The following is a 22,550-nucleotide window of genomic DNA, read 5'->3' as shown; positions in this document are numbered from 1 at the left end:
ACTACCTCCAAAATGGCACAAACACCCCGCAGCCCATCCGCCGCCTGCCGCCGATGCCGATCTCCTGAAGTTTGATCGACGATTCAGCATCGAGTCCGGTCGCCACCATTTCAAACCCCACCACCTGCTTGTCTTTCACCCGAAATGTCCGCCGTTCTCCAAGTTCGAGCGTGGCCGTCGCGCCCATTGTTTCGATCTGCCGTTTTGCCGCATCCAGAAACTCTCCCGGCTCCATGAATCCCTTGATGGTCGCGAGCCGCGCATATAACGCTGCAGCGGGTCGTAGCCTTCTGGTTTGGGGCACCCCGACGCGCACCCGCTGCCCATCGATCTCCAACCCCTTTCCGGAGAGTTTTAGATATGGACCGATCTGCGTATCGGGCAAGCGAAGGACGAGTCGGGATGATGCGCTCAATAACAAGTGCCCATTGCCATCGAACCGCCCGCGCACAGGATGCACGCCAATCTCCTTCGCGTCATGAATCTGCGGGACGACCCGACTGATCGCCGCGTACAGTGCATACCCATGATCCACAGCGATTCGGGTCCCCATCACTCTAAAAGACAAATCAATCGTCGGCATAAGAACCCTCTCGCGCGTAAACTAAAAAACTTACTTCTTTGATAACCGTCCATCCGTAAACACTCATCACCTTCTCTTCCCTATACTTCTCCTGCACGGGGTCGCGTCTTGCAATCGCACATTGCGTCATTCCACCCACCACGCGCACATGGTCTTCAAGACGGTGAATCGCACACGACCCGTCCTCGTTCCGGCGCACATGGGCGAAGTATCGCTTCGCATTCGTCATTTGCCGTTTTGCTCCCGGTCATAGCTATCACTCACTCGCCTATTCTCCTGCTCCTCCCATTCAAAGGCCCACACGGCACGTCGGGCCTACTCTCGCATTGACATGAATTGTACATGGCTGTACATTTCAAGCATGTTCAGTCGGAGGCCCTCATGAAACTCTCGATCAGTGAAGCGCGCAAGCAGTTGCCGGCGTTGGTCCGCAAGGTTCGGCGAGATGCGGGCGCCCGTGTGGAGATTACGGTTCACGACGAGGTCGTCGCGGAGCTTCGCGCTGTGCAACCTGAACCGGAGCGGGGAGCCGCCGCTCAGGCGCTGCTTCGCCTGATGACAGGGCTGCCGAAGCCGCGCGGTCGAAAGCGTCCGATCTCCTCCCACGTGAAAACCCATCTCTATGGAAAGCGTGGCGCAATCCGCTGATGGCCTTCCCCAATTTGGTGTTTTGCGACACGTCATTCTTCTATGCCTGCCTTGATCCGAACGACACCAACCATGCACGTGCCCGCGCGCTGGTTACGGACTCGGCCTCCATCGGCGCGACGTGGTGCACCACCTGGGATATCATCAGCGAAACGGTGACCTTGCTGCGGTACCGGCGCAGCTATCGGGCGACCCTCGCCTTTCTCACGGATGTGAAGCCCGGGCTTCATCTCGTCGCCTACGGCGACCGCGTGAGGGAGGAGGCCGAACAGATGTTTCGCACGTACGCTCGCGATCATCGTTTGTCGTTCTGCGACGCCATTTCCTTCGTCGTCGTGACGACTCTGCTCGATCATGCCCCCTGCCTCACCTTTGATGACGACTTCCGTAGACTCGGGTTGATTGTGTTGCCCTGACAATCATCGACGTTTGTGGCTTCGTGACGGACCCTCCAACGGCGCGAACGGCACACCGGATTTGTATTCGTTCGCCGGATTCAATGGATTGTCCGGATGATAGCGATTCACCGGATTGAAGGGATTGTTCGAGTTGTTATGATTGATCGGGTTCGCCGGATTGCCGGGATCATACTTATTCACCGGATTGAAGGGGCTGTTCAGGTCGTACTTGTTCGCCGGATTGAGCGGATTGTCCGACGCATACTTGTTCATAGGATGGAAGATGTTGTAGTCCCGCTCGTAGCGCGGGTCGAAGCCCGGATCGGCATCACTCACCGCGACCCGCATGCACAGCATCGTCCCAATCGGCAGACTGTATCTCATGGACACCTCCATATGAGGTACATTCATCGGCTGCGGCCATGATACGCAACGACTGTGACATCGGAGGTCCCGTCCTGGAACATTTCCTTGTCGCGCGTGTTCCTCGGCTCGGATAGAGGGTTTCGACCGTCGTAGCGGTTCCTGTTCCGAGCCGGTCGTGACATCCAAGGTCTCTGCTAATGCCTCTGTGCCGCCCCATCGGGTCCGACCAAGGCCGAAATTTCCAGACGGAACGATTGACATCTGCCTACTCGATGCATACGATACCGGCATATCAGGGAGTGGTGATGCATGCGTACGACTTTGGATCTCAATGAGAAACTCATTCGGGAACTCATGGACGTGACCTCAGCCAAAACCAAGACGGATGCGATCCATCAGGCGGCCTCGGAATTGATTCGGCGAAAAAAACTGGATAGGCTCAAGTCCTTGAGCGGCAAGATCCATCTCGACCTGGATTGGAAAAAACTGGAACAGAACGAGATCCGCCGTCAAGTCTCCCTGAAACGCCGCCGACATGGTCATCGCTGATACGTCCGTCTGGATTCCATTCTTTAACCGGCCTGATTCGCCTGAAAAAGCCGCGCTCGACCTACTCATTGACGCCGACGAGGTCGTCCTTGTCGGAGTGGTACTGGCTGAATTACTCCAGGGTTGCCGCACATCATCCGAACGGGATACCCTTTCTGATGCCTTGCTGGCCTTGCCATACCGTGAAGTGACTCAGTCCACTTGGTCACGGGCTGGTGACGTTTCGGCACAGCTGCTTCGCAGAGGCGTGACCTTGCCGCTGTCGGATCTGATCATCGCGGCCTTGGCAATCGAGCATAACTGCCATGTGTACAGTTTGGACACCCACTTCAGAAAGATTCCGGGTGTGCGTCTTCATCCGCCCGCATGACGCTCATCGTTCTCATAGCGTTGAGCCGGAGTTCCTTCGGAGGATGGAGCCGGCCTCTTCCACAACAGCCGCTCGCAGAGTGTTGGGGCGAATGACCCGTATGCCGCTCCCAAAACTAAGGATCCAGCCGACGAGCTCGCGGCTGTCGGCGACGGTCACGGCCATGCGCAATCTGCCGCCCGGCAGCCGTGCGAGCTGTTGACTCGGGTGCCAGACACGATCTTTCGCCCAGGCCGCCGTCGGTTTATCGAGTTCCAACTCAACTTCGACACGGGGCCCGCGCATGACGGTGAGCGAGTCCTCGACAAAGGCATCGAAGTCGAAGTGCAGCGGAATCTGATACGGCGAGTCGGTGGGTGTGACGGATTTGATGCGCTCGACAGCGAACATGCACGGCTCTTTTCGCAAATGACAATAGCCGATGAGATACAGTCCGCCGGAGGCATACCAGAGGCGGTAGGGATCGACTTCCCGTCTAGTCACGCGTCCTCGCGAGGCGGAATCGTAACGCATCTGGATACGCTTCTTGTCGGCAATGGCACGGGTGACGCGCTCGACGATGTCACGGTGATGTTTGTAGCGTTTGTGCGGGCCGAGTCCGACGGAAAACGTGTCTTCAAGTTGCTGGACCAGCGCCAACCCCTCCGGCGGCAACGCCGCGGACGCCTTGCCCAAAGCCGACTGGAGAGAGGTATGGACCACAGTGCCTTCGAGCGGAGCAATGAGTCGGCGACTCAGGGTGAGGGCCATCAGCTCGGTGGGCGACAGGCGTAACGCGGGCGCTTGCCGCACTCCGTCGAGCAGTTTCCACCGTGTCCGCCCATCGACCCGTTCAGTCAACAGCGGATAACCAGCCGATTCGATAGCGTCCAGATCCCGACGGAGAGTCCGTGGATGGCGGATGGACGAGGGATCAAGGCCTTCAGCGAGTTGTTCCAGGGTGAGACCATGCCGTGACGATTCGAGCTTTTTGAGGACAATGAGCTGTCGAATAGCCTGGTCGTTGCGCGGCATTGAACGGACTCTGCGGATTCACTGCGCCGGCACCTGTCTGGCGGGCAGCTTGTACGCTGCTGCGTGGATCTAAGCAACCCCCTCGTTCGTACAGCTACAATTGCGCCTATTTTAAGGTGAGGCCTGAGAGACTGTTGGTCACGACGTAGCCTCGGTCTTCAAAGAACAACAGACCGAGTGCATCGGTTTACCAAAACTGGTCGGTAGGGGGGTTGTTTTTTCTTGTTCAGGCGTACAAAATATCGCCGCGTTGTCCCTGCTGGCCTAACCGTCAACCACCATTATAGAGAGGCATAACCGTGAGTCTGCGAAATCTTCTACGGCTTGTTCTTGCAGTAGGTCTCTGGGGTATCGGAGGCCAAGCTTGGGCCTATGACGCAAGTCCCAATATCAGTAGCGGCTATGACGCCTGTACCGACGTGATTTTTTCGGCCTTTACACCGGCCCCCTTCTCACAGGATAAGAATAATGTGGAAGTGGCGCCGAAATCGGAATTTTCGTTTCTTGCATCAAAAACCGCTAATCCCCAGCGTATTACCGTGAAGATCAAGGAAGAAAAGGTGCCGGTTACCGTCACCACCATCAATAACGGGTTTCTGGTGAAGGGCAAACTACCCGTCGGCATAAGCGGCAGCTTCATCCGCGTCGACATTTACGCCAAAGGGCCGAACGACTGCGATAAGGCTGATGGGTGGCTGCTCAAGGTCGGCAAATAACCGTGCATGAGTCGACATGGGTAGGAAGTCTCCTACCCATGTCGCGATCCCCAATACTTTGCTCGCTCCCCTCAAGGCTCTTCTTCTTCGACAGACTCGATCGCATCTTGCAGACCTGCGACAAAGGCTTCCGGCTGAGCCAGGGCACTCTCCGTCAATTGGAATTCACTGACGAGCACACCGTCTTTATCGACCAGCAACAAACGATAGCCTTGGTTCACTGCACTCTCCAATCTTCATAGCCTTGCAAAGAAATTGGCGTAGACACGTCGGGCGGAATGGTCGGTATGAGACGAGATCAAAAGGGGAAACGGACGCCCAGCTGGACTTCGTTCGGAATCAGCTGTGGCCCGAACAAATTCTTCAGCCCACCATTGAAGGAGCCGGAAACTACGGATTGCCCTGCATTGAGCGAACGATCAAGGTCCGTCGCATAGCCGCCGCCGAACCCTGCTCCGATATAGGGAACGAGCGTCGTCCCTCCCACTGAAATCGGCTTCGACACGGTCGGCATGGTCCGCAACACCAATCCCTGCTCCACCGGCACAGCCGCGGGGAGCATCGGCCCCGCAATCGCTTCCGTTGCGTGGGGAATCGACATTGTGTCGGACGTGGCGGGACCAAGGGCGGCAGGTTGCTCTTTGGTCGTGCCGGCATGGGAGAGCGACCAGCCCACACTCAAGGCAATCGCGAGACTCAGTCCTATCGACCATCTGGCAGGACAACCCTGAAGCATGATCTTTACCATACAACTCATCCGTTTCCTATTCAAGTACTCCCGGCCGCATCACGAAGTCCGCCTTCACGGACCCGGCTCCAGACTTCCTCTATTTTCTTGGTGAGTGGAACACACCGCGATATCGTAGACACGACGCACCGATGAGATTGTTACGCGAAAAGCTCCATGCGATCCTATGACCTAGTAGTGGTCGGCAGCGGACCAGCCGGCCAGAAAGCGGCAGTCCAAGCGGCAAAGCTGTCCAAGCGGGTGGCCCTCGTCGAGAAAGCCCCTCAACTTGGAGGAACCTCCCTTAATACCGGAACCCTCCCCAGCAAAACACTCAAGGACACGATCGAGTACATTCATGGATTGGGACGGCGAGGATTGCGCCAGTTGGGCGCCGAACTCACCAAGCAACTGACGCTTCCCGACCTGATGGCACGCAAGGATCAGGTCATCGAGACCGAAGTCGCTGTAATCACCAATCAGTTGCAACGTAACCACATCGAAATTCTTCACGGCACAGCCGGCTTCATCGATCCGCATACCTTGCGTGTGGCGCGGGCGGATGGGCAGATCGATCATGTCCGGGCCTCGACCATCATCTTGGCCACCGGATCACGGCCACGACGTCCCGCGGAGATTCCCTTCGACGACCTGATCATTTGTGATTCCGACTCGTTCCTCCGCACCACCAAGAATCCGGCCAGCATCATCGTCATCGGCGGGGGCGTTATCGGCACCGAGTATGCCTCGATGTTGGCCGCCTTCGGGATCCGAGTAATCCTCATCGATCGGCGGACGCAGATGTTGCGGTTCTTGGACCAGGAAATCGCACAAGCCCTTGACGCTCAGATGCAGCACAACGGTGTCACGATGCGGCTCGGACAGGAACATCTGAGCATCACCGTGAACGACGCAGGGCGGCCGGCGGTCCAACTCCAAGACGGGAAATCGGTGACAGCCGACATGATCCTCTACACTATGGGACGGATCGGCAATACGGAGGCATTGAATCTCGCTGCAATTGGTCTGGCCGCCGATCAACAGGGGCAGCTCACGGTCAACGCACACCACCAAACCACCATTCCACACATCTATGCGACGGGCGATGTCATCGGCTTTCCCGCGCTCGCCGCGACGGCGATGGAGCAAGGCCGCCTGGCCGCCTGCCATGCCTTTCACGTCTCCGATGCGCACGACATCAAGGTGATCCCCTACGGCATCTACAGCATTCCCGAAGTCTCGATGGTGGGCAAGACCGAAGAGGAACTCGTTGCCGCCGGCATTCCACACGCCACGGGGAGGGCCTTTTTCCGGGAAATGGCGCGTGGCCACATCAGCGGCGACCTTCACGGTCTCTTAAAGGTGATCTTTCACCGCGAGACGCACGCGCTGCTGGGTGTCCATATCATCGGACCGGGCGCCACCGAGTTGATTCACATCGGCCAATCCGTTCTGACCTATGGCGGAACGGTGGAGTATTTCGTCCACAATGTCTTCAACTACCCCACCATGGCCGAGTGCTATCGTACCGCCGCCCTCGACGGACTGAATCGACTGCCCCTCCATCCACCGCGTTGAGCCGGCACCGGCCCGTCAACACACCGCATTCACGGTCAGGTAACCGACGCTGGAGAAACGCTCGGCGGAGTTCGCACAATAGGATTTGCTCAGACCGTGAAAAGGAATATACTCAACTCATGCCGCCGTCATCATGAACGACGTGGAGTCGTAGTCATGAGTATCATCCCGGCCAGCAATCTTTCGTCTCCCTTCAGTCCCCGGTCCGTATCACCCAGCGACGAGTTCCATCCGGAGATCGTCCGCCCTAGGAGGTAGGCTTATGCCCATTCCACAGACCCTCAAGACCCGTCTCGATCGCGAGCACGTGCATTACGATGTCTTGCCGCACTCAGAGACATTCCGCGCCGCAGCAGTCGCACAAACTCTCCACGTAGCAGAGCAGGACATGGCGAAGGTCGTCATCGTGAAAGTGAAAGAGCAATTCGTCACGATGGTATTGCCGGCGACGGCAAAAGTAGACGTTCAGCGGCTGCGCAAGCTTTTCGGAACCCACCGTGTGCGGCTCGCAACGGAGGAAGAAATGACAGGGCTCTTCCCGGACTGCGAGGTGGGGGCCATGCCGCCCCTCGGCACGCTCTACGGGCTTCCCGTGTATGTGGATCGGTCACTCACCGGTGATGAAGAGATCGTCTTCGAGGGAGGCACCCACTCGGAGGCGATCCGCATGCGCTATTGGGATTTCGCTGCGCTGGTGTTTCCCGTCGTGGCCGAATTCCACCGCCCCCGCGTGGCGACCTGTTGAGTTGGGTCGTTCGTGATTCCGTTCAGGATACAGCGGCTTTGTCGGCGATGAGCGTCGCGATTTATTATCGCTAAGCCGGGAAATCGGCACGACCGATACCGCTCCCACCAGACCGTCCACCCATCCGTCGCCCACGAATGTCAGGTTTTCTTGATTCAAAGCTGTTAGGATGAGCCGGTCAAAGAGTGCCACCCTGTTGCGAAAGGAATCAAATGGTCATGAGATCAAAACTCATCGTGGTCTGTATCATCGCTTCACTCATCGGCCTTCCGACGCTCTCCTTTGCAAAGGCACGAGGGGGAGGAGGCTTTTCGAGCGGGGCTCGCGGCGGGAACTCATCCATGGGGATCGGCAGCCGTGGATCACGGACCTATCAGGACAACGGCGCGAAGCCGATTGAACAATCCACCACCGCCAAGCCGGCGACGACCGCGCCGCCTAGTCACGCGAACAGCCCAATGGCCCAGCCCGCGCCGGCCACGTCGCCGTCCTGGTTGCAGCGCAATCCCCTCCTCGCCGGGATCGCCGGTGGGCTAGCCGGAACCTGGATCGGGCACATGCTCTTCGGCGCGACAGAAAGCAACGCCAAGACGACGGATACCGAAGAGCCGGCTTCGTCATCCAACTCATTCGGACTGATCCTTCTGCTCATGTTGGTCGGGGCCGGTGCGCTCTATTATTTTAGAAGATCCAGGCCGACACCCGAGCCGGTGTTCACCGGACTCTCACGCGGCACGTCCGGGAGGGGAAGCCTTCTCGATATCTCGGTTAACGGCACCACGTCCAAGCCGACTGCCGATGTCTATACCGTGACCAGCGAAGATAAGGCAGCCTTTCAGCAACTGCTGATCGACATTCAATCTGCTTGGAGTGCGCAGGATGTGGCGGCGTTGCGACGCTGCCTGACGCCGGAACTGTTGAGCTATTTCAGCACCGCCTTGGCCGAAGACAGCAGCCGGGGAGTCCAGAATCATGTGGAGGGAGTGGAGCTGCTCAAGGGCGATGTGCGCGAAGCCTGGTCCGAAGACAGCACGGACTATGCGACCGTGGACCTACGCTGGAACGCCCGTGACTATACCGTCTCCACGACAATCCCACGCGGAGCACCGGGTTATCTGGTCGAGGGCAGTGAAGAAACGGAAACAGAATCCCACGAGGTCTGGACGTTCATGCGCGTGCAGGGTGGCCGGTGGCTCCTGTCGGCCATACAGCAGCAATAACTCACCAAGACGGCGGCTGACTCTGTACGTCAGCCGCCGACCCTTCACCAGAGCCAGGGGATGAGCACATAGGCGGCGGCGGAAAGCAATACTCCAATCACCACTCCGAGCAGTCCGGACACGTAGAGTCCAGCGAACGGCGCCGCAAACACAAATAGGATCATGAACATAGTCAGCGACCGATGGTCTTCGTAGAACTTCCGGCGCGCCTCAGCCGAAAAGAGACCGTCTCGAGAAGAGTCAGGGCGATCCGACATGCCCGGAGTATAGACGAATCTTCCCGGTCTTGTCTGTCAGGGATTCGGGAGAACGAACATTTTCTGCAGCCAGTCCGTGAAAGACGGACCCCTGCCCGGTTTTCCCTTCGTCATGCCGCAGCACTTCTTGAACTTTTCCCGCTGCCGCACGGACAGCGGTCATTCCGTCCGATTCTTGTGGGACTTGAGGGGTCTACGTCGAAGTCGCACTTTTCGAGCCGCGCTTGATAGATCGACCGTCCCGGATGCATATTCCCGCATGGCCTCAGGGAGGAACTCCATCACAGACTTGGCAAGCTGGTCGAGCGTGGTCTTTTTATTTCCTTCCAGGTAATAGGCTTCGGCGAGTGTCGGCGGGTAAAAAACGGAAGCGTCATCAGCAACGCGCCGAGATTCTCATCGAGTTCATCAGGTGCTTTGAGCGCTGCTGACTGAGAGGATCTATCGGCTTGCGAGCTTCCGTGAGTCGAGACTCCGCCCGGTCATCGGACCTTCGACGCTCGCGAGGTAGGCCTTGGCCACAGACGCCAGATCAACCTGCAGCGCACCTCTGGTCCGCCCGACAGCCGCTACCTCATGGCCGGACCGACAGAGCTGCGACTACGGCTGACCCAATCGTCCCCATTCCCCCGACTACGATCACTCGCATTGCGCTTCCTCCAAGGATCCAATTTTGAGAATGCGTTTATCCTAGAGAGTCATGCGCTCTGGTTGCAAGATCGAGAATGACTCTCAACCCTGTCTCCCACACGTCCTAAGCAGCACAGCGAGCGTCTGGCTTCACCGACTATCTATTTGTTTTAGAGGTCCATCGAGACGTGAATGACAGGATAGCTGCCCGCCACAACACCTACCCGATGAAACACTTTAGATACCGCGTCTCTGGCGGGATGGGATGGTTGGAGCTCTGACCCTGTTGCTGAATCAATCTAACATCATGCTTGGCATACCGGGAGGCAATGGCGAGTATGGTTCCAGAGATCGGTCTCGAAGACCTGTTGGTAGCAACTACAGGGGACCAGAAACGCCCCCGGTTTGAGCGACTTCAGGTCCAACAGAACCATGGCGCACCCAATGGTAGAGCTGTCGGGGAAGCTTGAGTTTTGAAAGCGGCGACTTCCGCACAAATTGAACCACATAACAGCGGAACAAGGCTTTTTTCGTCAGGCGATATCCCATGCCTTGCGCAACGACGTTGACACAAGGTTTGCACATCCCGCAAGGCTTGCCGTTGATCGGTTCATGGCAAAACCAGGACATTTCCAGGATCTCAAGAAACCCATGTTGCTTCGCAGCCTCTTTCATTGTCACTTTTGTATATTCACGGATAGGGAACTCAAATCGAGCGAATAGCTCCGCACCACCTGCTGCACCTTGCTTCACTCTAAAGGATCCGCATGGAGTCTGCTCAACATTCGCTTTCAGCAATAAACTGACGTCGATACCGTCTTGTTTTTCAAATGTATCTCTCTCAATGCTGAGTTCCAAGGCAGTCAAGTTTTTTGATTTGGCGTAGCGCGCCAACCAGTCATATTGCCTCGCCAAAACCATTTTCTGTTTTAGTTGTTTCCAGAGGTCTGTTATTTCCGCATCCTGAGGAATCTCGCTTCCAGACGTTATCTGGAGGTTCGCGATTCGATCATGGGCTTCCTTGTTACGCATCCTCAGTGCATCTCTTATCCTTGATATCGCTCGTAATTCATGGAGACTTGATCGCCGTCCTGTATCAATGATGTAGTGTGGTTCGACTCTCTTGCCGTCAACCCACGCCGCATATAGGACTCTGAAGGTGGAGTCCCACCCTCCTGTCCATAGGGTTTGGACGCATCCGTCGCTCGGCTCATGTTTCATATCCACAGCACCCATATCGATAAACTACTCCCCCGCTTATCCCGGCAACGATCGTCCCTCCTGGCGGAGACGTCCCATCGTCCAGGGAAGCTTACATATGATTTTCATGCCCTGGTTTAGAAAAAAATGCAAATACTTATACACAAATTGACTTATAGATTCCATGGTTTTTGCAGGCGGGTGTCACCCACTTCGAGTTTCGCTTGCCCCATCTTCCAGCTTGTCTAACCACATATTCTCCTGAGTGAGCTCTTCTGTGATCCACCATCTAGACAATGGAGCCTTTAACCAGATGCCGTCGCGCGCTCAGTAGACTTCGTACCGCTCTAGGAGAAATGTTGTTGGTGTTTCCTTCCTGTCTCGCCAGGACGACAGAGCGCATGGGGTGACGACCGTTGACTATTGGATGGCCGATCATGTTGCTTTGCGAAGACGAGTGAAAGCGGCAGAACAAACGGTTGAAATCGAATCCATATAGTTCAAAAGAGGGGTTTCTTATTGGTTGCATACAAATGCATACTTTGGGCTCACTAAAGGTCGCATGGTTTATCCATCCGCGCATCGTCGAGGATCACGCTGTTTAGGCTTCCAATCGTGAGGGGCATTCACACGAGTCACTCGAAGGCCAGGGAATTCCCGTTTTATTGCCAGTGACCGCTACTCTTGACTAGAGATATCCGTGGCATTTCATTATGCAATTACATTTTCGTATCATGCCACTCACTGAGAACAGCGGCATTGCCGGAGATGATATGCGCCCGTGGAACCCCTTATCAGTAGATCCTGTGGCAAACCGGTTTTCGAGCTATGCCGCATTCAAGAACGAAGCGATCACGAGACCGCTCGTGCCTGATGCCCCCGTAGATACCGAACTGGCTGATGCGCATAGCCAACTAAGGCAACAAGTCTTGGAGCAGTTTTACCCCTGCACCGGCGCCATCTCGTCGTTCAGACAAAAAACCTATCGCTTCGGATTGTATCCGGAACTAGCTTGCGACAGTGCCGTACAGGCCGTGTGTTACGACCTGTACGAATTTTGCCATGAATTCCAAACGACCGACGACCATTTTGTTACCTTCATCGCGATGTTCCGCGAACCAACCATCCAGTCGGAACAGCACTTCGAAGGTCTATTGTGGAATCAACTTCAAGCTATGCACTCTCTTGATTCCAATTTCTTTGCTTGGGACAAAAGCGTCGATTCCAACCCTCAGAGTCACCACTTTTCGTTCAGCATCGGAGGGCGTGCGATGTATGTCATCGGCATGCATCCCCAGGCCTCCCGTCTTGCACGAACCCGCCCGTATCCGACCATGGTGTTCAACTTGCACGAGCAGTTTGATCGCCTTCGCGCGCGCGGAAAATTTGAAACCATGAAGCAGACCATCCGGACACGCGACGTGGCATTCCAGGGTTCGATTAACCCAATGCTAGCCAGCTTTGGAGAGAACTCAGAAGCGCGTCAGTATTCCGGCCGGGCTGTTTCGGATGCGTGGGTTTGTCCCTTTCATCCACGAAAAAATGACAAAGCATGAGCAGCTCCACTTAACCCGCATTCCTCCACAGAGCGGCCGTTCATTTAAAATCAAGCGGGGGCAGGTCTTACGAGTGATCGACCCATTGGGAGAACAGGTATCTGACCTGTTTGCATTCGGCGAGCACGATCATGATTGCCGCCTATCCTCAGGTCGTTCGTTGGATTACGCGAGCCGGATTTATCTCACGACGGGTGACATTCTCTACGCAAACAACAGCAAGCCGATGTTCACGATTATAGAAGATACGGTTGGCCTTCATGATTTCCTACTGACTCCCTGTAGCCAAGAGATGTTTGAGATCCTGTACCAGCACAAGGGACACCATCCAAGCTGCTTCGAGAATCTTCTGCACTCTTTGCAGGGGCATGGCATTCCAGGAGCCGACATTTCCACTACGTTCAATATATTCATGAACGTGAAGATCGATTCACAGGGAAGATTGACCGTTGGTGTACCCCTGTCTCAGGCTGGTGCCCACATCGACCTACGAGCCGAGATGGACATGGTATGTGCCCTCACAGCCTGCTCCGCCGAAGGGTCAAACAACGGACATTTCAAACCGATTGACTTTTCGATCATTGGCTGACGAGCCAACAATTATTCACATCCTCTCCTTTCCATTGCTACGCTACATGGTTCCGCTTGCATTCCCGCTAGAACCTCTTAGAGGCATCGAGGCAACAAAGACTCATCTGTTTAAAGATTCGCCGCCTTTACAGGCGATGAATCTCAGAATTCAAGCTGCGCTGTCCCGCATCCTCCTTCCCTTGCCCGAGCAACGTACCACCTGAGGATCTTTTCAGGTCGTGGACACAACGTAGCCCGTTGATCAGATGCCGCGGCGCCCCCATACACCTTTACCCAGACCCGAAGCTTTTCCACCCTCCAACTCGTGTTCTTCTTGATCATCCCCACGGCCAAAACTCACGCCGTATTTTGATGGGATCACCGTGGAGCCCGATCTCGGTGAGTGGTAGACAGGATGGTATTTCCGCACTTCCTGTGCTGAGATGGGCCTCACAGGAGGGGCCATGACACGGAAACGGCACACGGAGAACAGATCATTGCAGTAACTCAAGGATGCTCAGGCGGGGATCGGAATCCCAGAGCTCTGTCGCAACGGGGGAAGGTCACCCTCGACAAGGATCTTGCAGCGATATCTGGTCACCCACACGATGTGGGTTCGAAAATCGCGTGGGCCGATTTGTGCAGTTTCACGCCGCAGTCCACCGGAAGCCACGGGACTTTGGTTCACACCCCTGCCTTTACTGGTGGTGACTTCGTTGAATGCGAGCTATGGCGTACCCAATGGTAGAGTTGTCGGGGCAGGTTGAGTTTGGAAAGCGGCGACTTCCGCACAAATTGAACCACATAACAACAGAACAAGGCTTTTTTCGTCAGTCGATATCCCATGCCTTGGTTAACGACGCTGACGCAAGGATTACACATCCCACAAGGCCGACCGTTGATCGGTTCATGGCAGAACCAGGACTGTTCCAGGATCTCCAGAAACCCTCGTTGCCTCGCAATCTCTCTCATTTTTACTTTAGTGTGGTCCAGGATAGGGAACTCAAATCGCGCGAACAGCTCGCCCCCGGTCGCGGCCTCGCGCTTTAACCGATAGGTCCCGGAGGGAGTCCGGTCAACGTTCTCTCTTAGGAATGAATGTACCCCGTCATCTCTGCCATCCGTCTCAACGCCGAGTTCCAAGGCGGTTAAGTTTCTGGATTTGGCGTAGCGTGCCAACCAGTCATATTGCCTCGCCAATTCCATTGTCTGTCTGAGTCGCTTCCAGGCATCCGTGATGTCCCTATCTTCGGGTATCTCGTTTCTCAGCGTTATTTGCAGGGGAGAAAGCCGTTCGTACGCCTCAGGATAGGATGTCCTAAGCGCACGCCTTATGTCAGATATCGCTCGGAGCTCTTGCAGGCTTGATGGGCGACCGGTATCGACGATGTAGTGCGGCTCGACTCTCTTGCCGTCAACCACTGTTGCGTACAGGATTCTGAAGGTCGAGTCCCATCCTCCCGTCCACAGGATTTTGGCGTACCCGTTACTGGCGTGTTCCATATCTTGAGCGGTCATCTAAAACGAACAACTCCCAGAAGTCCCGGCAGACTCATCACGCGATATCTGCCTCGGCATGGCATGTCCCCATTACCCGTTTACAGGTTTACTCTCTCGCTTTATAAAACAATCTCGGACCTATCTAGAATAACGCCAGAAGCTGGTCCTAATAATTAGGCGTTCCTATACAGTTACAATACTGAACATTGGAGCATTCTGATACCCTGCCTCCGCATGCTGGCAAAATTGGGATGATCGGCACTTGGTCTCTTGCTCCAAGTCGATGTCTCACTCGGCGCCGGCTCTTTAAACCGTGGCGTACAAACTCTAGGTTGGCCGTAGGGCCTTTACCTTTGAAAGCGACTTCCTCGCGGACCGAAACGGAGTCCGGATGGCGTCTCTGATCGCTTTGCCGTAGCGGCGTGCGTGAAATCGGAACAATGATTCTCTTGGAAACCTATAACTCATGCCCTCTTCAATTGTGTAGATACAAGGTTTGCACATGCCGCAGGGCACCCCGTGTCTGGGCTCGTGACAGAACCAAGATTTCTCCAGGATTTCAAGAAACCCGCACTGTCTCGCGATGTCTCTCATTTCAGTCTTTGAGTATTCAAGGATTGGAAATGCAAATCGGGTGAATATGTTTTCATCGCCGGTTACGTGTTCCTTCAGTCTGTAGCTCCCGAGCGGAGTTTGCTCCACATTTCCTTTTAAGAACGAATAGGCTTTGTCATCGATGTGCACACTGAGCTCTAAGTCGGTCAAGTGTTTAGATTTTGCATAGCGTGCTAACCAGTCATATTGGGACCCCAGATGGGCTCTCTGCTTTAATCGTTTCCAAGAACTGGTTATTTCTTCGTCTTCCGGTATTTCATTGGCCGTCGTAATGTGTAAGCTGGAGATTCTTTCAAAAGCTTTCTTGTCGGATATCCTGAGCAAGTCCTTTATTTCGGATATCGCTTGCAGTTCTCGTAGGCTGGATGGTCTGTCCGTATGGATGACGTAGTGCGGCTCTATCCTCTTGCCCTCCACTAAAGTCACGTACAAGACTCTGAACGTGGAGTCCCACCCTCCTGTCCAAAGTATCTTGACACATTGCTCACTCGAAGAATCGAGTGAGCTTTCATCTACGCTTGCCTGCTGTCTCCTCTCAATAATCACTGCCGCTTCGCCAAATCTCGTTCTTCGTCATATGGGCCCACTTCGTCCTGCGCCGACTCAGTCCTGCTGGGAATTCACCATGTTGTTCGTACTTCATTAACGAGACACCCGACTACTAGGGAAACCACTAGAAAGACTTCCTCGAATTACCAGGAGCGCTTCAGAATCATGTGCAGCGTGCTGATTAGGACGTTCGTCTAAGCAAGCATCGAAATGAGCCGGTGCTCGAAATCCGGATAAACTTACTTGAAGCCTTCTACAACACCTGCACGATGAAACATTTCAGATAGCGCGTCTCCGGCATGCTGGCGAGGATGGGATGGTCGGCGCTCTGGCCCCGTTGTTCGATCAGTCGGATGTCTCGCTTCGCATCGCGCGCCGCGAGCCGGATGCTGTTCCAAAGATCCGTCTCTGAGACCGGATGCGAGCAACTACATGTCACCAAAAACCCTTCCGGCTTCAGCAGTTTCAACCCCAACAGATTAATGTCTTTGTATCCAGTCAACGCACCAGGCAAGACTTGTTTGGTCCGTGCAAAGGCCGGTGGATCGAGGATCACGAGATCATAACGTCGCCCGCTCTTCACGAGGTGCCGCATTTCCTCGAACGCATCGGCTTGGCGATACGTGCAGCGGTTTTCCACCTTATTCATCGCCGCATGTCGGCGAGCCGTCTCTAATGTATCGTGACTGACGTCGAGACTTTCCACGGACCGCGCCCCGGCCAGAGCCGCATGAATACCGAAAGCGCCGGTATGGCAGAACACTTCCAACACCTCGGCTCCTGCTGCAAACTTGGCCGCAGCCAGCCGATTCTCTCTTTGATCACAAAACCAGCCGGTTTTTTGCCCTCTCTCGACATCCACGACAAATCTCGCAGGTCCTTCTTGAATCTCAACCTGCGTTGAGCCGCTGCCACGGAGAAACCCTCGCTCGAGCGGCAAACCCTCCAGTTGCCGGCTCTTGGCATCGTTTCGGAGATAGATGCCGACAACGTTTAACTCCTTCATCAGGAGATCAGCCAACAGCTCTTTCCGGCGATCCATGCCAACCGAGAGGGTCTGCATGACGAGCAACTGATCATAGAGATCGACGATCAACCCGGGCAGCCGATCCCCTTCTCCATAAATCATGCGATAGGCATTCGATTGGGTGGCCACTCGTCGGCGCAAGCGGATCGCTTCCTGAATTCTCCCCTGCCAGAAGGTCTCATCGATCAGCTCGTCTCGGAATGTCAGCAGACGAACTCTGATTTTCGAGGCAGGACTGTAGAGACCACGACCATAGAAACGACCATCTGCGGTGAGGACGTCGACTACGTCGCCGGCAACCGGTTCGCCGGCCGCCGATCCCAGATGGCCGGCATAGAGCCAGAGATGGTGCCCCTCAGGGGCGCGGAGTAAATTGAGGCGAACCTGTGCGTTTGGAATCATGGTTGCCCATCCTGACAGGTTTTGACGGACAGTGCGAGCGAAAGGTCGCGCATCCGGCATAGAGGCAACCCTCGCTCATCGTGCGGTCATTGCTTGACGAACCGCCCTCAGTATGTTTTCCTGAAGTCAGCACATTCCATCACGATCGAACGCCCTACATGAGTGACAACGCAACGATCGGGTCATCCGTCTTGAGCCGCCTGCATCGGCTGGGTGTCCGTCATATTTTTGGTATTCCGGGAGACTACGTCCTCTCTCTCTATCAGCTGATCGAAACCTCGCCGATCAGGCATATCGGGACGACCAGGGAAGATTGCGCCGGGTTTGCGGCAGACGCCTATGCGCGTATCAACGGCATCGGAGCCGTATGCGTGACGTATTGTGTCGGCGGGCTCAACACCGTCAATGCCATTGCCTGCGCCTATGCCGAGCGGTCGCCGGTGGTTCTCTTGACTGGCTCGCCAGGTCTCTCGGAACGCACTCGCACGCCCTATTTGCATCACATGGTTCGAGACTTCGGGACGCAACGAGAAGTCTTCGAACGAATGACCGTTGCCGCAGTCACGCTGGATGATCCGTTGACCGCCGAGCGTGAGATGGATCGTGCCTTTGCCGCCCTGCTGCGCTACCGCCGCCCCATCTATATCGAAATCCCCAGAGACATGGTCCACTGTCCGCTGACAGGCGGCATGCGGCCGTTTTGCATCGAAGACCAGCCGAGTGACCCGGCCGCGTTGGAAGAGGCACTCAGTGAAGTGCGGATCATGCTCGCGTCGGCCAAACGACCGGCCATGCTGGTTGGAGCGGAAGTCGGGCGGTTCGGGCTGCAAGACGATCTGGCTCGCTTGGTCGAGCGGCTCAACATTCCTATCGCATCGACATTGCTCGGGAAATCGATCATTCGAGAGGACCATCCGCTCTATGTCGGCGTCTATGGGGGGCTGATCGGACGCGAGCAAGTACAGCAGTTCATCAACGATTCCGACTGCCTGTTGATCCTGGGGTCCATTCTGTCGGACGTGGAAGATCTGGATGCCACATCACCGTTACTGTCCGAAGGTCGCACCATCCATGCCACAGCCGACCGGGTTGCCATCAAACACCATCGGTATGAGTCGATCAAGTTCCAGGATTTCGTCCAAGGCCTGGTGCGGTCCCCGCTCCCCTCCTTTTCGCATTCCCAGCGCGCACTCCCAAGCCGAGCAGTGACGGTGCCATCGACGCCGGACTTGAATGCACCGGTGACCCTCGAAGGGCTGTTCCGCCATCTCGATACGGTGCTGACCGAGAAGACAGTCGTGATTGCGGACGTGGGTGAATCCCTCTTCGCCGCAGCGGACCTGCATGTGCGTCATCGATTCGAGTTCCTCTCGCCCGCCTATTACACATCCATGGGATTCGCCGTCCCAGCGGCGTTAGGCGCCTCATTCGCCGATCCCAGCCTGCGGCCGATCGTCCTGGTGGGAGACGGCGCCTTCCAAATGACGGGAACCGAATTGGCGAGCTGCGTCCGTTACGGTCAGTCCCCGATTGTGATTCTTCTCAATAACCGAGGCTATTCGACGGAACGAGAAATCTTGGAGGGCCCCTTCAACGATGTCCATGAATGGCAATATGACAAAGTGTGCGATCTGATAGGAGGGGGACGGGGTTCGCGGGTCAGCACACAACGGGAGTTCGAACAGAACCTGGCCATCGCCTTCGCCGATCAAAGCCAGCTTCACCTCCTCAATGTCCTGTTGAGCCCAAGCGATCGATCTCCGGGAATGGTCCGATTGGCAAGGCGCTTGGGCAAGAAGCTTTCCACGGACAAACCATAGGGGAATCCCTCCACCCCTGCCTGTTTTTCCCTACATCTCCCTAGCAGACTCTCTCTGACTACCGGATAAATCGGCAGGAAGCGATGAGACTCTAGGGTTTCCGCCAATGGTCAGCGATGGTATACTCCCTGCACTCTCCCTCTTTGGCATGGCCGGGAAATAATCCGACTCTTCTCATCTATCTGACTTTACGCGGGACCGGCTTTCAGCAATAATCAGCGATCCAGAGGTCACTGTGTCGGATTTTTATCAAAATGGGGTCGTGACCGTTCTACACCGTCTCGGCCAATCCAATACCGAGCAGCTCGAGCAGGAACTCGAACGGTACGCGAAGACGACTCCCATCGCACTGGTTCTCCCATCGCTCTATGCGGAACTGGAGCGGCCTGCGCTCAAACGCATCGTCGGAATCTTGAGTGACGTTCGCTACATCAACGAAATCGTCGTCTCACTGGATCAAGCGTCAGCATTGGAATTCAGGTTGGCCAAACAGTTCTTTTCCCAGCTCCCTCAAAGAGTTCGCGTCATCTGGAACGACGGCGCTCGGATCCAAGCCATCTTGAATGTGTTGGTCTCGCATGAAATCGACATCGGACATCAAGGCAAGGGACGTGGATGTTGGACGGCCTATGGCTATGTCTTAGCCCGCGGCCAGAGTCAGGTGATCGCCCTGCACGATTGCGACATTGTGAGTTACGACCGCCAATACCTGGCTCGCCTCTGTTACCCCGTCGCGAATCCGAACCTCGCGTACGAATTCTGTAAAGGATACTACAGCCGCGTGACGGACCGGATGCATGGGCGTGTGACGCGTCTCTTCATTACGCCGCTGATTCGCAGCCTGCAGCTGCTGGTCGGACCGCATTCCCTTCTCTCGTTTCTGGACAGTTTTCGATACCCTCTTGCCGGTGAATTCGCGATGGTGCGGGATCTGGCTTGGATCAACCGCATTCCCGGGGATTGGGGGTTGGAAGTCGGCATGCTGGCCGAGGTGTACCGTAACTGCGCGCTCCGGCGGATCTGTCAAGCGGATATCGCCGATGCCTATGAGCACAAGCATCAAACCTTGTCGACACACAATCCGGATGCAGGATTGTTGAAAATGTGTGTGGACATCACAAAATCGCTGTTCCGCAACCTAGCGAGCGAGGGGCTGGTCCTCTCGGAAAGCACGCTCAAGACGTTGCGGGCCACATACCTGCAGGCCGCCCAAGAAGCCATCAGTCGGTATGAAAATGATGCGGCGATCAACAGTTTGCGCTTCGACCGCCATGAAGAGCGGCGGGCCGTCGAAGTGTTTCTGCGTGGCATGACATTGGCCACCGACAGTTTTCTCGAGGACCCGTTGGGCGTCCCCATGATTTCGAATTGGAGCCGCGTCACCCATGCCGTACCCGACATCTTTCATCGGCTGATGGATGCCGTCGAGCAAGACCATGCTTGGGACCCCGCGGCGGAAACGAGGCAACCTGTCTCATGAACACCGGCCTGATCCCGCTCACACCTGAAACCGAAGAGCTGCTCGGAGCGGTCCGCAGCGCCGACATTCTGGTGGGCATCCCCAGCTTCAATAATGCCGGGACCATCGGGCATGTCGTCCGTGCCGTCGGTGCCGGCCTGGCAAAGTACTTTCACGGTCAGCGAGCCGTCCTGGTGAATGCCGACGGGGGGTCCTCCGACAACACCCCGGCCATCGTCGCCCATACGATGGTCGATCTCGAACCGCTGTTTATCAGCGATCGGCAGAGCACATTGCACCGCATTATCACACCTTACCATGGCATTCCGGGCAAGGGCAGTGCATTTCGCACGATTTTCGAGATCGCTCGTCGGCTCAAGGTCAAAGCCTGTGCCGTCGTCGATTCGGACGTCCGCAGTATCACGCCCGAGTGGATGGAATTGCTTCTTCATCCGATCATCAAGGAAGGCTACGATTATGTGGCTCCGTTCTATCGGCGCCATAAGTACGACGGAACCATCACCAACAGTATCGCCTATCCCCTCACCCGAGCCCTCTATGGTCAGGAGGTCCGTCAGCCGATCGGCGGCGATTTCGGATTCACCGGAGACCTGGCCCAGCACTATCTCGAAAAGCACGTCTGGGAGTCGGATGTCGCGCGCTTCGGAATCGACATTTGGATGACGACCGAAGCCATTACGAGCGGAGCCAGGGTCTGTCAGAGTTTTCTCGGGGCCAAGATTCACGATCCCAAGGACCCTGCCGCCGACCTGTCCTCCATGCTGAGACAGGTTGTGGGCGCCTTGTTCGCCTTGATGGAAGCCCATGCCCCCACTTGGCTCTCCATCACTGACTCGCGGAAAGTGCCGCTCTTCGGCTTTCAGTATGAAGTGGGCGTGGAGCCGGTAAATGTGAACGTCGAACGGATGGTGGACCTGTTTCATCTCGGACTGACGGACCTCCACGATATTTGGGCGCGCATTCTCTCTGAAGACGCACTGGATCAGCTGTCCCGCCTTCGGGACAGCCCCATCCGCGATTTCCGCATTCCCGATTCGTTGTGGGCCCAAATCATTTATGACGCCGCCCTGGCTCATCATCGGAGCGTGCTCCCGCAAGAACATCTCCTGAAAGCGCTGACCCCTCTCTACTTGGGGAAGACTGCGTCATTCGTGCTGGACAGTCAGGGATTGACGACCGCGGAAGCGGAACATCTCATCGAAACGCTGTGCCGAACTTTCGAGAAACAGAAGGACTATCTTGTGACTCGTTGGCCTCAGTCTCATGATGCGCGGGACGTCATCACCGCCACCCCCGCGAGGCCTGAAAGGAGCCAGCCATGACTTCAACCTGGGAACACACGTTACTTGGACCCGTCGCTGCTCTCGGTGAACGCGTCTTCGCCATTCTTCCTAATATCCTGGCCATGATGATTCTTTTGTTGGTCGGCCTGGGCGTCGCCTGGGGCATGGGACATTTGATGGAACGCCTGCTTCGCGTCATCGGTCTGGATCGGCTCTGTGATCGGATCGGGATCGCGTCGGCCCTGCTGAGGGGTGGCATCAAATCCGACCCCTCCTATATCATCGGCAGGATTACCTACTGGTTGATCGTCATCTTTGCCACCACGGCATCGCTGGGCGCGCTCGACGTCGCCCCGATCAATGAAGCGGCTCACTCACTGTTGTCCTACATCCCGCACTTGGTCACAGCGGCCGTGATCGGGATCATCGGCTATCTCATCTCGAATTTTGTATCTCAGGCGGTCCTCATCGCGGCCGTGAACGCCGGGTTGCCGCCGGCCCGCTGGATCGCAGCCGGGACACGTTGGGGCATTCAGCTCCTCACGGTTGCCATGGCGCTCGAGCAGTTGGGAATCGCCCAGCACATCGTCGTCGTCGGATTCGGCATTACCTGGGGAGGACTTGTTCTTGCCGCCGCGCTGGCGCTGGGGCTGGGCGGTAAGGATCTGGCTAAGGATTTTCTGGAGCGACGTCTGGCCGGACATTCCCGGTCGCACATCAACGAGGACTTACGACATCTCTAAAACC

The 22,550-nt window shown here is 56.0% G+C and carries 25 protein-coding genes; 14 read left to right on the top strand and 11 right to left on the bottom strand.

Features of this window, described 5'->3' with window-relative positions; translation table 11 throughout:
• Position 1: 1 nt before the first annotated feature.
• Entirely contained in the window at positions 2-583 is a 582-nt protein-coding gene (locus tag A4E19_02200; GenBank protein ID OQW34294.1) for a hypothetical protein, read from the bottom strand.
• Positions 570-812 carry a hypothetical protein gene (locus tag A4E19_02195; GenBank protein ID OQW34293.1) on the bottom strand — a complete coding sequence of 81 codons (243 nt, stop codon included), beginning with the start codon at positions 810-812 and terminating at the stop codon, positions 570-572. The genes A4E19_02200 and A4E19_02195 overlap by 14 nt, the downstream gene beginning before the upstream one ends.
• Before the next feature lie 113 nt (positions 813-925).
• Between A4E19_02195 and A4E19_02190 the strand changes: the two genes are divergently transcribed.
• Positions 926-1,231, top strand: a complete 306-nt coding sequence (locus tag A4E19_02190; GenBank protein ID OQW34292.1) for a hypothetical protein — start codon at positions 926-928, stop codon at positions 1,229-1,231.
• A complete protein-coding gene (locus tag A4E19_02185; GenBank protein ID OQW34291.1) occupies positions 1,231-1,647 on the top strand; it encodes a hypothetical protein in 417 nt (138 codons plus the stop codon). Before A4E19_02190 ends, A4E19_02185 begins: the two co-directional genes overlap by 1 nt.
• A 3-nt stretch (positions 1,648-1,650) precedes the next feature.
• On the opposite strand, the gene A4E19_02180 is transcribed toward A4E19_02185, so the two are convergent.
• Positions 1,651-2,025 (bottom strand): hypothetical protein, encoded by a 375-nt coding sequence (locus tag A4E19_02180; GenBank protein ID OQW34290.1) that lies wholly within the window; start codon positions 2,023-2,025, stop codon positions 1,651-1,653.
• A 279-nt stretch (positions 2,026-2,304) separates the two neighbouring features.
• Here A4E19_02180 and A4E19_02175 point away from each other — a divergent pair, with 279 nt between their 5' ends.
• Both A4E19_02175 and A4E19_02170 read left to right on the top strand, forming a co-directional pair.
• Positions 2,305-2,544, top strand: coding sequence for a hypothetical protein (locus A4E19_02175; GenBank protein ID OQW34289.1), 240 nt, complete (start codon positions 2,305-2,307; stop codon positions 2,542-2,544).
• Positions 2,531-2,914 (top strand): hypothetical protein, encoded by a 384-nt coding sequence (locus A4E19_02170; GenBank protein OQW34288.1) that lies wholly within the window; start codon positions 2,531-2,533, stop codon positions 2,912-2,914. Before A4E19_02175 ends, A4E19_02170 begins: the two co-directional genes overlap by 14 nt.
• Positions 2,915-2,926: 12 nt before the next feature.
• Here the strand turns inward: A4E19_02170 and A4E19_02165 are convergent, their stop codons facing one another.
• The gene (locus tag A4E19_02165; GenBank protein OQW34287.1) at positions 2,927-3,928 is read right to left on the bottom strand and encodes a transcriptional regulator; all 1,002 of its coding nucleotides are present in this window, start codon (positions 3,926-3,928) and stop codon (positions 2,927-2,929) included.
• Between the two features lie 299 nt (positions 3,929-4,227).
• Here A4E19_02165 and A4E19_02160 point away from each other — a divergent pair, with 299 nt between their 5' ends.
• Positions 4,228-4,644, top strand: coding sequence for a hypothetical protein (locus A4E19_02160; protein OQW34286.1), 417 nt, complete (start codon positions 4,228-4,230; stop codon positions 4,642-4,644).
• 298 nt (positions 4,645-4,942) lie between these two features.
• Here the strand turns inward: A4E19_02160 and A4E19_02155 are convergent, their stop codons facing one another.
• Entirely contained in the window at positions 4,943-5,392 is a 450-nt protein-coding gene (locus tag A4E19_02155) for a hypothetical protein (GenBank protein ID OQW34285.1), read from the bottom strand.
• 156 nt (positions 5,393-5,548) lie between these two features.
• Here A4E19_02155 and A4E19_02150 point away from each other — a divergent pair, with 156 nt between their 5' ends.
• From A4E19_02150 to A4E19_02140, 3 genes are all read left to right on the top strand, one after another.
• A complete protein-coding gene (locus tag A4E19_02150) occupies positions 5,549-6,949 on the top strand; it encodes an NAD(P)(+) transhydrogenase (GenBank protein ID OQW34284.1) in 1,401 nt (466 codons plus the stop codon).
• Positions 6,950-7,211: 262 nt separating this feature from the next.
• Positions 7,212-7,694 carry a hypothetical protein gene (locus A4E19_02145; protein OQW34283.1) on the top strand — a complete coding sequence of 161 codons (483 nt, stop codon included), beginning with the start codon at positions 7,212-7,214 and terminating at the stop codon, positions 7,692-7,694.
• A gap of 212 nt (positions 7,695-7,906) precedes the next feature.
• Entirely contained in the window at positions 7,907-8,914 is a 1,008-nt protein-coding gene (locus A4E19_02140) for a hypothetical protein (protein ID OQW34282.1), read from the top strand.
• Positions 8,915-8,958: 44 nt separating this feature from the next.
• Here the strand turns inward: A4E19_02140 and A4E19_02135 are convergent, their stop codons facing one another.
• The 3 genes from A4E19_02135 to A4E19_02125 form a co-directional block, all read right to left on the bottom strand.
• Positions 8,959-9,171, bottom strand: coding sequence for a hypothetical protein (locus A4E19_02135; protein ID OQW34281.1), 213 nt, complete (start codon positions 9,169-9,171; stop codon positions 8,959-8,961).
• Positions 9,155-9,334 carry a hypothetical protein gene (locus A4E19_02130; protein ID OQW34280.1) on the bottom strand — a complete coding sequence of 60 codons (180 nt, stop codon included), beginning with the start codon at positions 9,332-9,334 and terminating at the stop codon, positions 9,155-9,157. The genes A4E19_02135 and A4E19_02130 overlap by 17 nt, the downstream gene beginning before the upstream one ends.
• A gap of 845 nt (positions 9,335-10,179) precedes the next feature.
• A complete protein-coding gene (locus tag A4E19_02125) occupies positions 10,180-10,833 on the bottom strand; it encodes a hypothetical protein (protein OQW34279.1) in 654 nt (217 codons plus the stop codon).
• 881 nt (positions 10,834-11,714) lie between these two features.
• Here A4E19_02125 and A4E19_02120 point away from each other — a divergent pair.
• Both A4E19_02120 and A4E19_02115 read left to right on the top strand, forming a co-directional pair.
• Positions 11,715-12,557, top strand: coding sequence for a hypothetical protein (locus A4E19_02120; GenBank protein ID OQW34278.1), 843 nt, complete (start codon positions 11,715-11,717; stop codon positions 12,555-12,557).
• Entirely contained in the window at positions 12,544-13,146 is a 603-nt protein-coding gene (locus A4E19_02115; protein OQW34277.1) for an urea carboxylase-associated protein, read from the top strand. Before A4E19_02120 ends, A4E19_02115 begins: the two co-directional genes overlap by 14 nt.
• Positions 13,147-13,811: 665 nt before the next feature.
• On the opposite strand, the gene A4E19_02110 is transcribed toward A4E19_02115, so the two are convergent.
• From A4E19_02110 to A4E19_02100, 3 genes are all read right to left on the bottom strand, one after another.
• The gene (locus tag A4E19_02110) at positions 13,812-14,645 is read right to left on the bottom strand and encodes a hypothetical protein (protein OQW34276.1); all 834 of its coding nucleotides are present in this window, start codon (positions 14,643-14,645) and stop codon (positions 13,812-13,814) included.
• Between the two features lie 309 nt (positions 14,646-14,954).
• Positions 14,955-15,788: a hypothetical protein gene (locus A4E19_02105; protein ID OQW34275.1), complete on the bottom strand. Its 834-nt coding sequence runs from the start codon at positions 15,786-15,788 to the stop codon at positions 14,955-14,957.
• A 256-nt stretch (positions 15,789-16,044) separates the two neighbouring features.
• The gene (locus A4E19_02100) at positions 16,045-17,220 is read right to left on the bottom strand and encodes a hypothetical protein (GenBank protein OQW34274.1); all 1,176 of its coding nucleotides are present in this window, start codon (positions 17,218-17,220) and stop codon (positions 16,045-16,047) included.
• A gap of 158 nt (positions 17,221-17,378) precedes the next feature.
• On the opposite strand from A4E19_02100, the gene A4E19_02095 reads away from it, so the two are divergent.
• The 4 genes from A4E19_02095 to A4E19_02080 all read left to right on the top strand — a co-directional run bounded on the left by A4E19_02095 (position 17,379) and on the right by A4E19_02080 (position 22,546).
• Positions 17,379-19,040, top strand: coding sequence for a preprotein translocase subunit Tim44 (locus tag A4E19_02095; protein OQW34273.1), 1,662 nt, complete (start codon positions 17,379-17,381; stop codon positions 19,038-19,040).
• Positions 19,041-19,275: 235 nt separating this feature from the next.
• On the top strand, positions 19,276-20,520 hold the full coding sequence (locus A4E19_02090; GenBank protein OQW34272.1) for a glycosyl transferase: 1,245 nt from the start codon (positions 19,276-19,278) through the stop codon (positions 20,518-20,520).
• Complete coding sequence (locus tag A4E19_02085) at positions 20,517-21,842, top strand: glycosyl transferase family 2 (protein OQW34271.1); 1,326 nt, start codon at positions 20,517-20,519, stop codon at positions 21,840-21,842. The genes A4E19_02090 and A4E19_02085 overlap by 4 nt, the downstream gene beginning before the upstream one ends.
• Complete coding sequence (locus A4E19_02080; protein ID OQW34270.1) at positions 21,839-22,546, top strand: hypothetical protein; 708 nt, start codon at positions 21,839-21,841, stop codon at positions 22,544-22,546. Before A4E19_02085 ends, A4E19_02080 begins: the two co-directional genes overlap by 4 nt.
• The last annotated feature ends 4 nt before the right edge of the window (positions 22,547-22,550 follow it).

This window comes from Nitrospira sp. SG-bin1 (assembly GCA_002083365.1).
Taxonomy (GTDB): Bacteria; Nitrospirota; Nitrospiria; order Nitrospirales; family Nitrospiraceae; genus Nitrospira_D.
The sequence above is the reverse complement of the archived record's forward strand: the minus strand, read 5'-3'. Positions and strand labels throughout refer to the sequence as shown.

Excerpts from the sequence above, each read along its gene's own strand:
- A4E19_02155 (OQW34285.1), bottom strand. The coding sequence starts at position 5,392 with ATGGTAAAGATCATGCTTCAGGGTTGTCCTGCCAGATGGTCGATAGGA.
- A4E19_02145 (OQW34283.1), top strand. The coding sequence starts at position 7,212 with ATGCCCATTCCACAGACCCTCAAGACCCGTCTCGATCGCGAGCACGTG.
- A4E19_02120 (OQW34278.1), top strand. The coding sequence starts at position 11,715 with ATGCAATTACATTTTCGTATCATGCCACTCACTGAGAACAGCGGCATT.
- A4E19_02140 (OQW34282.1), top strand. The coding sequence starts at position 7,907 with ATGGTCATGAGATCAAAACTCATCGTGGTCTGTATCATCGCTTCACTC.
- A4E19_02130 (OQW34280.1), bottom strand. The coding sequence starts at position 9,334 with ATGACCGCTGTCCGTGCGGCAGCGGGAAAAGTTCAAGAAGTGCTGCGG.
- A4E19_02185 (OQW34291.1), top strand. The coding sequence starts at position 1,231 with ATGGCCTTCCCCAATTTGGTGTTTTGCGACACGTCATTCTTCTATGCC.
- A4E19_02150 (OQW34284.1), top strand. The coding sequence starts at position 5,549 with ATGCGATCCTATGACCTAGTAGTGGTCGGCAGCGGACCAGCCGGCCAG.
- A4E19_02175 (OQW34289.1), top strand. The coding sequence starts at position 2,305 with ATGCGTACGACTTTGGATCTCAATGAGAAACTCATTCGGGAACTCATG.
- A4E19_02170 (OQW34288.1), top strand. The coding sequence starts at position 2,531 with ATGGTCATCGCTGATACGTCCGTCTGGATTCCATTCTTTAACCGGCCT.
- A4E19_02165 (OQW34287.1), bottom strand. The coding sequence starts at position 3,928 with ATGCCGCGCAACGACCAGGCTATTCGACAGCTCATTGTCCTCAAAAAG.
- A4E19_02085 (OQW34271.1), top strand. The coding sequence starts at position 20,517 with ATGAACACCGGCCTGATCCCGCTCACACCTGAAACCGAAGAGCTGCTC.
- A4E19_02110 (OQW34276.1), bottom strand. The coding sequence starts at position 14,645 with ATGACCGCTCAAGATATGGAACACGCCAGTAACGGGTACGCCAAAATC.
- A4E19_02100 (OQW34274.1), bottom strand. The coding sequence starts at position 17,220 with ATGATTCCAAACGCACAGGTTCGCCTCAATTTACTCCGCGCCCCTGAG.
- A4E19_02195 (OQW34293.1), bottom strand. The coding sequence starts at position 812 with ATGACGAATGCGAAGCGATACTTCGCCCATGTGCGCCGGAACGAGGAC.
- A4E19_02125 (OQW34279.1), bottom strand. The coding sequence starts at position 10,833 with ATGCGTAACAAGGAAGCCCATGATCGAATCGCGAACCTCCAGATAACG.
- A4E19_02115 (OQW34277.1), top strand. The coding sequence starts at position 12,544 with ATGACAAAGCATGAGCAGCTCCACTTAACCCGCATTCCTCCACAGAGC.
- A4E19_02200 (OQW34294.1), bottom strand. The coding sequence starts at position 583 with ATGCCGACGATTGATTTGTCTTTTAGAGTGATGGGGACCCGAATCGCT.
- A4E19_02180 (OQW34290.1), bottom strand. The coding sequence starts at position 2,025 with ATGGAGGTGTCCATGAGATACAGTCTGCCGATTGGGACGATGCTGTGC.
- A4E19_02095 (OQW34273.1), top strand. The coding sequence starts at position 17,379 with ATGAGTGACAACGCAACGATCGGGTCATCCGTCTTGAGCCGCCTGCAT.
- A4E19_02190 (OQW34292.1), top strand. The coding sequence starts at position 926 with ATGGCTGTACATTTCAAGCATGTTCAGTCGGAGGCCCTCATGAAACTC.
- A4E19_02135 (OQW34281.1), bottom strand. The coding sequence starts at position 9,171 with ATGTCGGATCGCCCTGACTCTTCTCGAGACGGTCTCTTTTCGGCTGAG.
- A4E19_02080 (OQW34270.1), top strand. The coding sequence starts at position 21,839 with ATGACTTCAACCTGGGAACACACGTTACTTGGACCCGTCGCTGCTCTC.